The organism is Mycobacterium gastri (genome assembly GCF_002102175.1).
GTDB classification, from domain to species: Bacteria; Actinomycetota; Actinomycetes; order Mycobacteriales; family Mycobacteriaceae; genus Mycobacterium; species Mycobacterium gastri.
In genome coordinates this window covers 14173-28956 of sequence record NZ_LQOX01000120.1, presented here as the reverse complement: position 1 = coordinate 28956, position 14784 = coordinate 14173, and the positions used below count along the sequence as shown (strand labels likewise).

Here is a 14784-nt window from a genome sequence, read left to right as displayed (position 1 = left end):
CAGGTACTACGCTCACCGTTCAGATCGGACACCCCGGTCACACAAAACGAGGTGTGCATCAAACCCGGGATGCTCCACCGGACCTGGGTAGCAGCCATGAGGATCGCCCGCCGGCTGGTCCCGGTGGGCCAGCTCGGTGCATCGGATAGCAAGGAACGGAAGAGGTTACAGATTGCCTGCCATCGTGTACCCGAACCAAACCAGATTCGCATTACGTTCCGGCGCCACCTGTTTGACCACTCCCGCAGGAGCCGTGCTGCTGAATCCGCCGCGCAGCCAGAAACTCAACGGATTGTCGGCGGCTCAGCTAGAGGCACTTAAGGCGCTCAACCTGGCGCCCGCAACGATTTCTCAGTTGGCTTCTCCGACAGGCGAAAGCGATGTCGGGACTCTCATGAATCACCTCGCCATGGGCGGCTGGCTGGCGGTAACCGTGCGAGAGAACGGAAAAGAGTTCTACTCCATGCTTCCGGTCGGACAACCGCCCGCTCGGCCGGCGCTGTCGTCGGCGCAATCCGCGGTGCTTTCAAAGTTCGTTGTCATGCATCGTGACTCGGCTGGTTTTGTGCTCGAGCATCCGCTTGCCTGGTGCGATGTACGCATCCACGACTTACGTCTGCTCGTGCTGCTCGACGAGCCGGCAGCAAACGACACCGGATTGCCGACCACGGTCACGTCACAGTTCATCGAGGACCTCAAGTGGTGTGGCATGTTGGTAACCCCCGGCGCCGAGGACGACAGGTTCGAAACCTGCAGTTGGAGCGCAGCCGACCTGTGGTTTCACCGGCACAGCACACTCGGTGAGCGCACCGTCACCTGGGAGAATTTCGGTCCAACCAAATGGGCCAAGGGTCGGTTTTCCCAGCCGCGCGCGCGCCGAAGCGACTACCCCGGCGAACCGACCGCCCTACCGGTCCCAGACCTGGCGACAAAGCGGATCCAGGACCCCACGCTGACAGCCGTTCTGGAAGACCGGATTTCGACAAGAACATTCGATGACGCTCACCCGATCACGATTCAGCAACTGGCTGAATTGCTCTACCGCACAGCGCGCACACGCAGCACCCAGCGCCTCGGTGACGGCGATGAACTTCTGTCTCGCCCGTATCCTTCCGGCGGCAGTCTTTACGAACTCGAGCTGTATCCCGTGGTGCGTAACGTGGCGGGCCTGGAACCCGGCATGTACCACTACGATTCCTTCGATCACGTCCTGCGCCCGGTGGCCGCGGCGGACTCGAAAGCGGCAGCCGCGTTACTGAAGCCCGCTTCGGCGACCCTGACCGGAGGCGCCGAGCCACAGGTGCTCGTCGTCATGGCCGCGCGCAGCGGCCGCATGATGTGGACCTATGAGCAGATCGCCTATGCCACGATTCTCAAAAACGTTGGGGTGCTGATGCAGACGATCTATCTTGTCGCCACCGCAATGGGCCTCGGTGTCTGTGCGCAAGGATTCGCCGACGCCGCCGCGTTTATTGCGGCCACCGGAGTCGATGAACTGCAGGAGTGCAGCGTCGGCAGCATCGTCGTCGGCTCCTGCGTCTCCGACTAACCTTCGGCGAGAACCTCTTCATCGGTCATTGCGGCGACGTCTAGATAGTGCCGTGCGATCATACTCAATCGCTCTGGTGTGCCACGCTGAGCTTCCCGGATGTTCAACCGCTCGGCCAACCCGGCCACGGTTCGTGTCGCAAACAGGTCCGCGACCACGGCGTGATCGATGTCCAACCAGTCGCGCACCCGCGCGATGACGGTGGTGGCCAATACCGAGTCACCGCCCAGGGCGAAGAAATCGTCATGCACTTCGACCCGATGCACGCCCAGCACCTCGGCAACGATGTCTGCCAGCGCAGCTTCCAGATCGTTGCGGGGGGCGCCGTCCTTGTCTTCGGCGGCTTGCGGTTCGAGCAAATCGGCCACCGCGCGGCGATCCGGCTTGCCGTTGCGCGTCAACGGAAACCGGTCGAAGAATCCGATGCGTACTGGAATCATGTAGCTCGGCAACAGATCAGCGATTGCCGCGCTGATGTCGCCAATCTCGTCGGGATCACCCAGGACCGCTGCAACCAACTGCGGCGCACTGACACCGGCCACAGCAGCCACGGCGTGATGCACCCCGGGAACCATACGAAGCGCGTTCTCGACCTCGCCGAGTTCGACCCGATATCCGCGTATCTGCACCTGGTGATCGGCCCGACCGAGAAACTCGACGGTGCCGTCAGGCCAGTACCTGGCTATGTCACCGGTCTTGTACCAGCGAATGCCGTCATGCTCGACGAATCGCTCCGCGGTGCGTGTCGGGTCGCAACGGTAGCCCGCAGCAACATTGGCGCCACCCACCCACAGTTCACCGGGAACCCAGTCGGGGCAATCGCGCCCGGCCGGCGAAACAACCCGACACCGAACATTTCGCAATGGGATACCGAACGGCACGGTCGCCCAGTGTGCTGGTGGTTCACCAACTACTTCACAAACGGTGCTGTGAATCGCTGTCTCAGTGGCGCCGCCGAGACCGGCGAACCGGCATCCGGGCACTTGCTTGGCCAGCCTACGAGCCAGGTCAGCACCCACCCAGTCGCCGCCGAGAATGACGGCACGTAAGGAATCGCCCAGCCGATCCCCACCTTCAGCCAAGATCATGTCAAGCATGCTAGGCACACAGTTGATAATCGAAACGCGATGCTGGCAAAGCAATTTCACCCACGTGGCCGGCGCGGCCGAGCGCCCGGAATCGACAGCGACCAGCGCCCCGCCCACTGACAGCAAACCGAAGATGTCGTAGACCGAAAGATCGAACTCGAGGGCGGAGAGCGCAAGCGCTCGATCATTGCCGCCGACCTCGAACCACTCGTTGAGCGCGTCAACGGTGTTCATCGCCGCGCTGTGCGGCACTTCGACGCCTTTCGGGAGACCCGTCGAGCCGGACGTGAACAACAGGTAGGCGATCTCAGCGGTGTCGGGCAAGACGGGCGCCGGGAGCGGTTCTGGATAGTTGCGCGCCACGTCGATGGACACGCACGAAACCCCTGAGCCCACATTCGCGCCTTCGACTGTCAGCGCCATAACAGCATCAGCGGTCTGAAGAATTTTGGCGCGCCGCGCATTTGGCTGGTCGAATCCGATCGGCACATATGTTGCGCCGGCTGCGAGGATCCCGAGCACCGCCGGCACTTGATCGCGTCCCTTCGGCAACTGGACAGCGACTGCGTCACCTGTTCTCACCCCGCGGGCTCTAAGCAAACCGGCAATGGCAAGAGACTGGGTGCACAGTTGCCGGTAGCTCCACGCACCCTGGTTGTCACCGACGCCCCACAGGACAGCCGGTGCATCCGGTTTCACCGCCGCATGTGCGAAGAAGCCCTGATGCAGGCATCGTCGGCTGACTGGGCCATCTGTTGCGTTGCTCATTGCCCGCACCGCCGCCTGAGTGCTGGGCAACCGCACCGCCGCCTCGGCTTCCCAGCCTGCGTCGCCCTCGGCAAGCCGTTCCACTGCCTTGGTGAACGTGGTGAACATGGCGTCGATCAGGCCCGGCGGGAAGGCCGATCCACGAACGTCCCAATTGACCAGCAGTCCGCCGCGCAGCTCGGTCACCTGGGCGTCCAATAACACCTGCGGCCCCTGCGAGATGATCCACACCGGCTGTCCGAAGGTCTGGGTGACTTCATCGGCGAACAGTTCGCCCAGGTCGAGTGCACTGGTGAAGACGACCGGGGCCAATACCGGCTTGCCGCGATACCTGCCCAGGTCGCGCAACACGTCGAGTCCGGAATAGGCAGCGTGTGAACCGCTTTCATACATGCTGCGCTGAACGGCGCGGGCCCGGTCGGCTACGGACACGTTGTCGGTGAGATCGACCTCGAGCATGACTGAGGAGGTGAAGTCACCGACTACCCTGTCAATGTCCGGGTGCACCGAATCACGCTGGAACAGCGGCACGTTCAGCAGAAACCTGTCCTGCGCTGAGAAACCGCCGATGGTGTCGGCGAAGATTGCCGCCAACGCCATCGCCGGTGTGACACCCCGCGCGTGCGCGCCTGCGATCAGGCGTTGCCTGGCCTCCGGCGCCAACCAGTAGTCGTAACGGACCGTGCGATGCGCGGCCATACGTTGTCCGACCGGGACAGTCGGCAATTCCGGCGGGTCGGGTAGCTCCGGCAGCCGCTGCTGCCACCACTGCCGGTTTCGCTCACGCGCGGCATGGTCCTCTTGGCGCTCGGTGCGGTAACGCTGGTAGCTGTAACCGAGTTTCGGCAGCGCCGCGCCCCGGTACAACTCGGCCAGATCAGAAACCAACACGCGATAGCTCATCGCGTCGCAGGCCAGCATGTCGATGTCGAGATGCAGCCTCGCGCGGGTGTCGTCGCACAGGGTCAGGGTGATATCGATGACCTGACCGTCTTCGATTGCGAGCCGCTGGTGTGTCTTGCGGTCACGCAACTTCGCCAGGGTGGCCTCCACCGCGTCAGAACTCTGTCCGCGAAGGTCGACGACGTCGAAGACCGGCCCACTCGGTGCGGAGACAGTTTGCTGAGTCCCATCCGGGAGGAATCGGGTACGCAGCATCGGATGCCTCCCGATGAGGTCGGACACCGCGCGCTCCAGTCGGCCCGGATCTATTGCTGTGCAGTCGAATTCGACGTAGAGGTGGGCCGCCACACCGCCGAGCGCCTGGTCATCGGAGCGGCCGATCCAGTAGGCGTGCTGCATGGTGGCCAATGGGAACGGGGCGTCCTCGGCGACCGGGCCGGATGGCGCAGGTGGCGGTGATGCTGCCGCACTTCCCAGCTCAGCGGCAGTGAGCAGGCTGTACCAAGAGTCGATGGTGGGATGTGCCGCGAGTTGGGCGAAGGTGATGTCGGCCCCGCGTTGACGCCAACCTCCAGCCAGAGCCATCATCCGGATCGAGTTCAAGCCCAACTGGATCAGATCGTCGTCGTCGGCGACATCTTCGGTCCGGCAGCCCAATTGGTCCGCAACCGTAGCCCTGATTTCGCCCTTGCTGATCCAATCCATTCCGTCGCCCAACCCTCGCGCCGACTCCATACCGCTCCTCCCCGGCTCCGTTCTATGCGATACCAGCGGCGAGCGCGGCGATGCCACGCTGCCAGAACTGCGTCAGCCGGTCGATGTCGGAGAGCGCGAATAGAGCGTCACTCCACAGCCAGTTGGCGGTCAGTTGCGAGCCCTCGGGCGTCGAACGCACCAACACGCTGAGATACAGCGCAAAGCGGAGTGGCAGGTCCGGCTCGGGATCGACCGGCAGACAATCGATTTGCTGATCCGTCGACAGTGACCACGGCTGCTCGGTGAGCCCGCTGAGGTCCAGCCGACCCAGATAGCTGAACATTATCTGCGGTTCGGTAGCCTCCCGCAGTTCAGAGACTTCGCCGACATAACGAAGCAGGCCGTAATCCAAACCTTCGTGCGGAACTGCGCTGAGATAGGCGGTTACAGAGTCGAGTAGTGTCCGGGCGGCCTGCGGATCCGCCTCGATCTGCTCGATCTCGATAGCCGCAGCGCCAGCCCCGAGCCGCACCGGGAATGCGCTGGTAAACCAGCCGACCGTGTTCGTCGTGTCGGCGCCCAGAACGGTATCAGCACGCCCATGGCTGTCCAAAGCGATGAGCACGCCGCAAGACGCATCTTGCGCGCGAACACGACGCCAACTCGCAACGGCGGCTGTGGTTGCGGCTAGGAGAAATTCGCGCATACCGTTATCCCGGGTGAGCCTGGCCAGTATCCGCTCAGTGATCCTGACTGGTGTGCTCACCTGTGTGACTCGCAGCGTGGACCAGGTGTCACGAGTCGGGTCGGGATGCCGCGAGCCCAACGGGGCCTCCGAAGCACCGACCTGAGCAATCCAGTAGTCGCGCTGGGCGAGCACCTCCGGCGTGGCGGCGCGTTCCCACATCAGTTCCGACCACCGGCGGTAGGAAGTGAACTCCGGCAGCGTCTTCGGCGCCACACCGGACTTCACAGACCGCCACGCCTGCGCAAGCTCGCTGAGCATGATCTGCCAAGACACCACATCCACCGCCAGGTGGTGCACGGTGAGCAACAACAGGTGGCCGTGCTCGGCCGCGGACAACCACACCGCCCGCACCATGGTGCCCGCGTGCGGATCAATTTCGTCGATGGCCTTCCGTGCGCAGTGTGTGATAGCCGACTGTCGCTGGGCATCGGTTGAAATCGGCAGCGACACTTGGTCAAGCACGTCAGTGGCACAGACAACTCCGGGTTCCCGGGTGACCAGGCGCGGGCCACGGGCAGTGTCGACCAGAATCGATCGCAGGGTCTCGTGTCCATCGAGCAACATTTGCAGCATCAACTCGATTGCCGGGCGCTCGATGTCGGACGGCAACCGCAGCAAGACGGTGTTGGCGAAGCGGCGATAGTTGCCATATTCGTAAAGCCAAGACACCATCGGCAACGGCGCCACCTCGCCGTATTCGGCACTCTGGACAACCGCATCCAAATCGGACGCCGCCTCGACAACGGCCGCGAGTTGGCGAATCGTCGGGGCTGTGAAGAACATCCGCGGACCTAATCCGAGACCGCGCCGTCGAGCCTTGTGGACCAGCGAGATCGCCACAATGCTGTCCAATCCGAGCGAGAACAAGTCGTCATCGATATGGGGCACAACACCGTTGAATTGCTCGCCGAACACTTCGCACAGCGCCCGTTGGGTACCGGTAGCCGGCGCGGCCCCCTTCGTGACTTGCGCGAGCGCATTCTCGGCCAGCCGGTCCAACATGCGGTTGTCCAGCTTGCCGTTGGCGTTGACAGGCAGCCGCGGTAAGACCACGATCCGGGCCGGAACCATGTAGATAGGCAGCCGATCTGCCAGGGCGGCGCGCAACTGCGCCGGATCAGCATCCGTAGTTCCCTGCCACGCAACGAAGCCCACCAAGCTCGCGCTGGCCCCACGATGTACAACCGAAACTGCCGCGTCATGCACCCCAGGCCGGTCACGCAGTGCGGCCTCGATCTCGCCGACCTCGACGCGGTAGCCGCGAATCTTGACCTGCGTGTCGCCCCGTCCGACATAGGCATAACCACCGTCAGGTAGGCGGCGCACCAGGTCACCGGTGCGATACATGCGATGTCCGGGGCGCAGCGGGTCGGCCACGAAGCGAGCAGCGGTCATCGTCGGGCTGCCAACATAACCACGGGCCAGCTGTGCTCCGGACAGATACAGTTCACCGACCACACCGGTGGGGACTCTGCGCAACGCCGAATCCAGGACGTAGGCGAAGGTGCCGGCGTTCGCCGTGCCGATCGACGGTGTCGGGTAATCCGTGACCGCAGCCACCACCGCCTCAACCGTCATTTCGGTAGGCCCGTAGCAGTTGTAGACCGCGTCGCATATCGACGCTGCCGGCAGAGCGCGCAGTTGCCGCCACAACGCCGTGTTGATCGACTCGCCGCCCAACGCCAACACCGAAAGATTCTGATCCAAGAGTCCGGCAGCACGCAGTTGCACAAACATCGACGGGGTGGTGTCGATCATGTCGATCTGTTGGGCGGCAACACCTTTGACCAACCGGTCCGCGTCACGCATGTCCACGGCGTCGAAAAGATGAACGGCGTGGCCGTCGAGCAGTCCGACCATGGGCTGCCACGAGGCATCAAAGCTCAACGACCAAGCGTGTGCGATCCGCAGCGGGCGGCCCAGACGCTTTGCGGCTGCGCGATAGACCCGCTCGCGATGGTCGGCGAAGTAACTCAGCAATGCGGCATTGGTTCCGATGACTCCCTTGGGTTCACCGGTCGACCCGGACGTGAAGATGATATAGGCGCTGTGCTGGGGATGGCGAAGGATGACCGGGGCGTCGGCGGGAAGTCGCGAAATACGCTCTGCGACAAGAGGATCATCGATGAATACGGTGCTTACCGAGACACCGGCCAACCGTGAGTAACCGTCCTGCGTGATAACGAGCGCCGGATTTGCACGGCGCAAGATCGTTTCGATGCGCGGCTGGGGCAGCGTGGTGTCGACGGGCAGATACGCACCGCCGGCGGCGAGCACCGCCAGAATGGCGACCACGGACCGAGCCGAGCGTGGCAACAACAGCGCGACGACTTGTTCCGGCCCGACCCCGCGGGCGGCAAGCTCTCTCGCCAGCCGGCATGCGTGGCCGTGTAATTCGGCATAGGTGTAGCGTTCGCCGTCGCCGGCGGTCAGGGCGACGGCGTGCGGTGTGGCGCGAACCTGCCGCTCAAACATCTCCCACACTGAGGTGCACTCCGGCCCCGGCGCCGGCCCAGTCGTAAGGTGATCGAACTCATGCCGCTCGGCGGCGGTGAGAACGTCCAGCGCGTCGGGGGTGCCGTCGGCAATATCGGGGAGTTGACGCAGCACTGCGAGCAATCGCTCGCCGATCTCGGTTGGCCGAAGATGGGGCAGCGCCGCAGTAATCGCCTCGACCAGCACCACCAGCGCGTCGTGTCGCATGTGCGACACCACCGTCAACGGGTAGTGCGTCAGACTTTCCATTTCGACCGGACAGAACTGGGCGCCGTCGGGTGTACGGACCGAACGGATCGCATCTTCGATCGGTGCGTTTTCGAAAACGAACAGGGAGTCAAACAAGGTTCCACGGCCGTATTCGCGCTGGATTTCCGAAAGACCGAGATAGCCGAGGTCGCGCATCGCCGATGTCTCCCGCTGTAATCGGGAGCACTGCTCTACCACGGTGTCGGTGCAATTCACCTGGTGCACAACCGGCACGACGTTGATGAACAGTCCGACCATGCTTTCCACGCCGGGCAAGCTCTCCGGTCGACCGGAGACGATGGTTCCAAAAACCACATCCCGGCGGTCGGTGAGCCTGCTGAGTACGACGGTCCAGGCGAAAAGCACTGCGGTATTGAGCGTCAATCGGTTGCGTTCTGCCCACCCGCGCAGTCGTGCCGTATCAGCGGCGGGCAACAGCAATTCCGACTTCTCCGGCACCCGGTCGCCGCAACCGGCAGCGCCCAGTGCCGGGCCATCTGCCACCATGAGCGGTCCGGACACGACCTGCAGGTAGTGAATCCATCGGGCAATGCCGGCAGTCTTGTCCTGGGCCGCAAGCCAGACGATGTAGTCGCGGTACGGACGCGGGACACCTAGCCCGTCGACTGATCCGCCCGCGCGGTAGATGGCCAGCATCTCGGTGAAGAACACGGCAAGCGACCAGCCGTCCACCAAGATGTGATGCGCGGTGAAGATGATCCGGCGTCTGGCGCCACCGGGCACGGTGAGCAGCACAACACGCAATGCCGGCCCGCGCCGCAAGTCGAAACGCCGGCGCCGTTCCGAGCGCGCGATGGCGTCGAACTCCGTTGGCAACGCGAATCTCTCGGACCACGGCAACTCGGCCCGGGCGGGTACGATCTGCACCGGCCTCGGTACGTCGCGATCCCAGAAGGCGGCCCGGAGATTCGGATGCCGGTCCAGCATGGCTTGAGCACTGCGGCGAAGCAAATCCACGTCGACCGGTCCGTCGACGTCGACCACGAACTGCATGCTGTAAACGTCGACGCCGTCCTCGGCCAATCGGTGCAACGCAAAAAGCCCCTCCTGCAACGGGCTGAGGGCAAGGACATCCTCGATCGGCGGCGGAGGTGTGGCCATGACTGCCATGACTGCCTTCACGACTCGCTGAGCCAGGATGCGGTGAGCTTGGCCAACGCGTCGGCGCTGAGCCCCGACGCACTCATCGGCGAGGATCCCTGTTCCGGCGGCGACTCGGTTTCGGCCCCCGCCTGCTCGGCGGCCGTGTCGAGGGCTGCGGCCAGCTCGGCGATCGTCATGTGCTCGAACACCATCGCCGGGGTGAACGGCAGACCCTGCGCGGTGGCCTGCGCCGACCATTTGATCGAAATGATGCTGTCACCGCCAAGAGCGAAGAAGTTGTCATCGCGGTCCACGCCGGTGATGTCGAGCAACTCCTCCAGCAAGGCGATCAGGACCCGCTCGGTTTCCACCGAGCCGCCCGTGGCCGGTTCGCGGGCCGAGGAGATCGTTGGGGCCGGCCGAGCAAGCAGCTTCGCCAACTCAGCCGCGGACAGCAGCTCCAGCGTCGATATCGGACGGTCCGGCGTCGACGCAAACCCATCCAGTGCGGTGTTCAGCGCCTCGGCGATCAGCGCAACAGTTGCCGGTTCGTACAGATCGGCATTGGCGACCACCCGTACGTCCAGTTCGCCATGCGGCGTCACGGTCATGCCCACATCCAGGTCCAGCAATGAGACATCGAAGTCCATGGCAACTGGAACAACCGTCGTTTGACCGCTCGGCGTGAGATCGCGCGGGGTCAGCGCCCAATCCTTGCCGCGGAAGTGGATCATGTTCTGAAACAGCGGGTTTCGCGACAGAGAGCGTGGCGGATTGAGCGCCTCGACCAGACGCTCGATGGGCAGTTCCTGATGTGCGAACGCATCGATCACCGTCTCGCGGCTGCGCGCGATCATGGCGCGCGGGCTTGGGTCGCCGGACAAGTCGTTGCGCAGCACCACCACGTTGGCGAACAGCCCAACCAGATTCGCGGTGGTCGTCTCCAGCCGGGACGCTACCGGGCTGCCCAGCGCGATATCCGTGCCACCACCGAGCTTGTGCAGTAGTACCGCGAGGACGGCTTGATACACCATGAATTCGGTAGCGCCAGCCGCCTCGGCCAGCTGCGTGAGGGCGGCCCGGCGCGCCGGGGAAACAGTGAAACTCGCCACTGTCCCACGCTTGCCGAGGGCCGGTGGGCGCGGGTGGTCGGCAGCGATTGAAATCTCGTCGGGCAAGCCGGCCAATGCGTCGCGCCAATACGACAGCTGCGCCCGGCCCCATTCAGAGTCAAGTGCGCTTCTTTGCCACCGCGCGTAATCCGCGAACTGAATGGGCAGCGCGGGCCACCTGGGCGCACTCCCCTCCACCCGGGCGCGATAGGCGTCGATCAGGTCGTCACAGACAATGCCGAGCGACGCGTGATCACTGACGATGTGGTGCACGATCAACAGCAGCACGTGGGTATCCGGCCCCAGCGCCAACAGGGTGGCCTTGATCAGCGGCCCAGATTCCGGCATAAACACGTGCCGGCGCAACTGCGCCACCACCTGGTTGAGGTTCTCGGAGTCAGTCCGCCGGACCGGCAGCTCCAATTCCAGGCTCGGATGCACGATTTGATACGGAACACCTTGGTGCTCGCCGAAATTCGTCCGTAGCGCCTCGTGCCGTGCCACGACGTCGTTGAGCGCCTTGGTGAGGGCGCCGACATCCAGCGGACCTTCGAATCGAAGCGATAGTGGCATGTTGAAACCGTCTTGCGCACCTTCGATCCGGTATTGAAACCACGCGGCCAGCTGGGAGTAGGACAATGGGGGCCGTTCCGGACGCTGCGAGCCGACCAGTTCTGGACGAGCAGCTATCGGTTCCGACATGGCATCATCGAAAGTTCCCTCGGCCGCCAGCGCGTCGAGATCGATCTCGAATTCGGCGTGGAATCGTTGGACGAGCTGGGCGGCCAGCCCGGCCGGGGTTGGGCTATCGAACACCGCGCGGACGGTCAGCTCTATCCCGAATTCGGCGCGGATCTGCGCGACCAGCCGAGCCGCCAACAGGGAATGGCCGCCCAGGCCGAAGAAGGAGTCCTCTGCGCCGACTCGCTCCCATCCGAACAGCCGGGCGAAGATCGAGCAGATCCTGCGCTCGGTGACAGTGGCCGGCTCGCGGTAGCGGCGCGCCGAGATCGGGGTTGGTGCGGGCAGTGCCCGCTTGTCCAATTTGCCGCTCACGGTCAGCGGAATCTCGGGAATCACCGCAAACGCACTGGGCACCATGTATTCCGGCAGCAAGGATGCGGCATGTGCGCGTATCTCGTCGAGATCTGGCTGAGCCGAAGATGTTTCGGATGCAGACACCAGGTACGCGACAAGCGTCGGGCCGGCCTCGGCGTCTGCCGCGACGACCAGACAATGCCGCACCGCTGGATGGGTCGCGATCACCGATTCGACCTCGCCAAGCTCGATACGGAATCCGCGAATCTTGACTTGCTCGTCAGCTCGGCCGACGATCTCCAGCTCGCCAGACATATTGCGGCGAACCAGATCTCCCGATCGATATAGCCGCATGCCAGGATTGAACGGGTCTGCGACGAACCGCTGCGCGGTCAACGCGGGAGCTCCCAGATACCCGCGTGCCAACTGAACACCACCCAGATACAGCTCGCCGATCACCTCCGCGGGCACCGGTTGTAACTCTTCGTCGAGCACGTAGGCGTAGACGTTGCGGTTCGGCACACCGATAGGCACGACCCGGGCCCCCTGCGATCCCTCGACCAGCGCATGGGTCGAACAGACGACGGCCTCGGTGGGGCCGTAGTGATTGCGCAATTCCGCGTCGAAGTAGCCGGCGAATTTGTCGGCTAATTCACCGGGAAGCGCTTCCCCGCCCACTGGAACGTGTCGCAACCCCCGCCATTCGCTGACTTGCGGCCCCATCAGCAGGGTGCTGAGCATCGACGGCACCATATGCAGCACAGTGACGCCGCGGCGACTGATCAGCTCGGCAAGGTAACCGAGGTCGGTGAAGGCCTGAGGCTTGGGGACGATCAGCTGTGCGCCAAGCGACAACGTGCTGAAGATCTCCGCCAGCGAAGCATCGAAGCTGACCGACGACGACTGCAGCCACCGGTCGCCGGCGGTCACATTCCACTCGGCGACGAAGCCGTCCACGTGCTCGGCGATGGCGCGATGAGAGACCGCCACGCCTTTGGGGCGCCCGGTGGAGCCGGAAGTGTAGATGACGTAAGCCAAGTGGTCGGGAAGCACGGGATGCAGCCGGTCGGCGTCGGTGAGAGTGACGTCCGGCAGCTGTGCGGCGGCCCGTTCGGCGGCGGCGAGTTCCTGCCACCCGAAAACCGTTCGGGGGGATGCGTCGGCAACGAGGTATTCGATGCGCTCGTCCGGATAGGTCGGGTCGATGGGAACGTAGGCCGCACCGGTTTTCAATACGGCCAGCATCGCGACGACGAACTCGATCGACGTGGTCATGCGCAGACCGATGAGGTCTTCAGCACCAAACCCCTGTGCGACCAGCCAGCGAGCCAGCCGGTTTGCGCGGCGGTGTAGTTGGGCATAGGTCAGCTCGGCTTCGTCGGAAGCCAGGGCGATCGCTTCGGGAGTGGCGGCTGCGGCGGCATCGAGCACCGCCACCATGGTGGTCGCCGGCGTGGCTACCAGTTCGCCGTGCGATTTCGTCAGGACGGCCTCCCGCTCGGCAGCGCCGAGCATGTCCACACCGGTGACGCGACGTTGGGGCTCGTCCAGCGCGCTGGCCAGTAGCTGCAGGTAGTGGGCCAGCATCTGACCGACGAGCGCAGAGCCCAAAACGTCGATCTGGTATTCGAACTCGACCCACACGCCGTCCGGGTCGAGCACGACCGCTAAGGCAAGGGGAAGATGGGCAGTCACGGCCCCGAGTTCGAGTTGTCGCACCGCGACGCCGGCCAGCCCGAATCCGCTGGCGCTCGTGCGCATACTGAAACCGAGCCGGACCAACTGGTCCATGCCGTCGTGCCCCATGCGCTCCGGGTTGACTTCGCGGACCACTCGATCGATGCCGACGCACTGGTGGGCGAAGCCGTTGAGACAGGTTTCGCGCACCGCGTCGACCAGGGTGGTGAACGTGTCATCGGGTCGCGCGACGATGCGCAGCAACAACGTGTTACCGAAATATCCGATGGCACGCTCAGCCGTCGCCCTGCGCTCGGTGACCGGCACGGAAATCAGGAAATCCGAAGAGCCGGTATAGCGGCGAATCAGCGCGCCGAAGGCCGCCAGCAATACCATAAATGGTGAGGCTGACCGTTTTTGGGCGAAGTCCTCGACACGGCCGAACAGATCGGCTGGCAAGGCCTGAGTTCGGCGTTCGGCGAGCCTGGACGGACGTACAGCGGCTACTCCGGGAAGCTGCAGCGGCTCGGGTGACGGCCGCAAAGTGTCCGCCCAGTAGCCGATATCCGCGATGCTGGGTTCCGCCGAGGTCTCGAGCACCTCGACTGCCACGTACTGTGGCGCCGAGCCGCCAAGTTGCCGCCCGTTATAAGCGGCGCTCAGCTCCCCCAGGAAAATGGCCCAGCAGCCGTCGTCCCAACAGATGTGATGCACGACAAGGAGCAGCACAAATTCGTCGGTACCCGAGCGGATAAGGGTTGCGCGCAGAGGCCACTCGCTCGTGAGATCGAATGGCCGCCCGAACTCTTCTCGTGCCAGGGTCTCGATGTGCGGCTCACGTTCGTCGGCGGGGAGATGGGTAATGTCGTCGGTTCGCCAACTCACTTCGGCGCCGTCGGAAAACACTTGATACGGCTCCCCTTCCGAGTCCACTCCGTAGACGGTGCGCAAAATGGAATGGCGCTCGACAACGGCGCTCAATGCGGCCCGCAAGCCTGCCTCGTCCAAGGCGCCTGTGAGTCGATAGGCAACACAGATGTTCAACGTGACGTCACGTGCGTCCATCGCCTGCAGGAACCACATCCGGCGCTGGCCGGCCGATAGGCGGTAGCGTTCTCCCGCGCACACGGATGCGGCCGCTTTGTTCGCGGTCGCCATACCGCCTTCAGCGATACGCCTGCGCAGGAGTTCCCGGCGACGTTCCTGCAAGGTCTTGACATCATCTGCCACGGCCCGTTTCACCCCTAATAGTCAGTTCGCCGGATCGGTCCGAGCGCGTTAGCTCCCGGACCGCCGGGGCTGGAACCGAACGGCGCGCGATGCATCAACCGAACCCTCCAACCCCACGTGCGGTCG

Annotated in this window: 4 protein-coding genes; 1 reads left to right on the top strand and 3 read right to left on the bottom strand. The window is 64.0% G+C overall.

Going from position 1 to position 14784, the window contains the following annotated elements:
* Nucleotides 1-172 precede the first annotated feature (172 nt).
* Complete coding sequence (locus AWC07_RS17820; RefSeq protein ID WP_051507749.1) at nt 173-1549, top strand: SagB family peptide dehydrogenase; 1377 nt, start codon at nt 173-175, stop codon at nt 1547-1549.
* Here the strand turns inward: AWC07_RS17820 and AWC07_RS17815 are convergent.
* Genes AWC07_RS17815 through AWC07_RS17805 form a run of 3 tightly spaced genes read right to left on the bottom strand, consistent with a single transcriptional unit; the run spans nt 1546 to nt 14658 of the window.
* Nucleotides 1546-5013, bottom strand: coding sequence for a non-ribosomal peptide synthetase (locus AWC07_RS17815; RefSeq protein ID WP_085105173.1), 3468 nt, complete (start codon nt 5011-5013; stop codon nt 1546-1548). The two genes, AWC07_RS17820 and AWC07_RS17815, sit on opposite strands and share 4 nt — an antisense overlap.
* Before the next feature lie 52 nt (nt 5014-5065).
* The gene (locus AWC07_RS17810; protein WP_036413267.1) at nt 5066-9619 is read right to left on the bottom strand and encodes a non-ribosomal peptide synthetase; all 4554 of its coding nucleotides are present in this window, start codon (nt 9617-9619) and stop codon (nt 5066-5068) included.
* Nucleotides 9620-9636: 17 nt separating this feature from the next.
* A complete protein-coding gene (locus AWC07_RS17805; protein ID WP_036413265.1) occupies nt 9637-14658 on the bottom strand; it encodes a non-ribosomal peptide synthetase in 5022 nt (1673 codons plus the stop codon).
* Between the last annotated feature and the right edge of the window lie 126 nt (nt 14659-14784).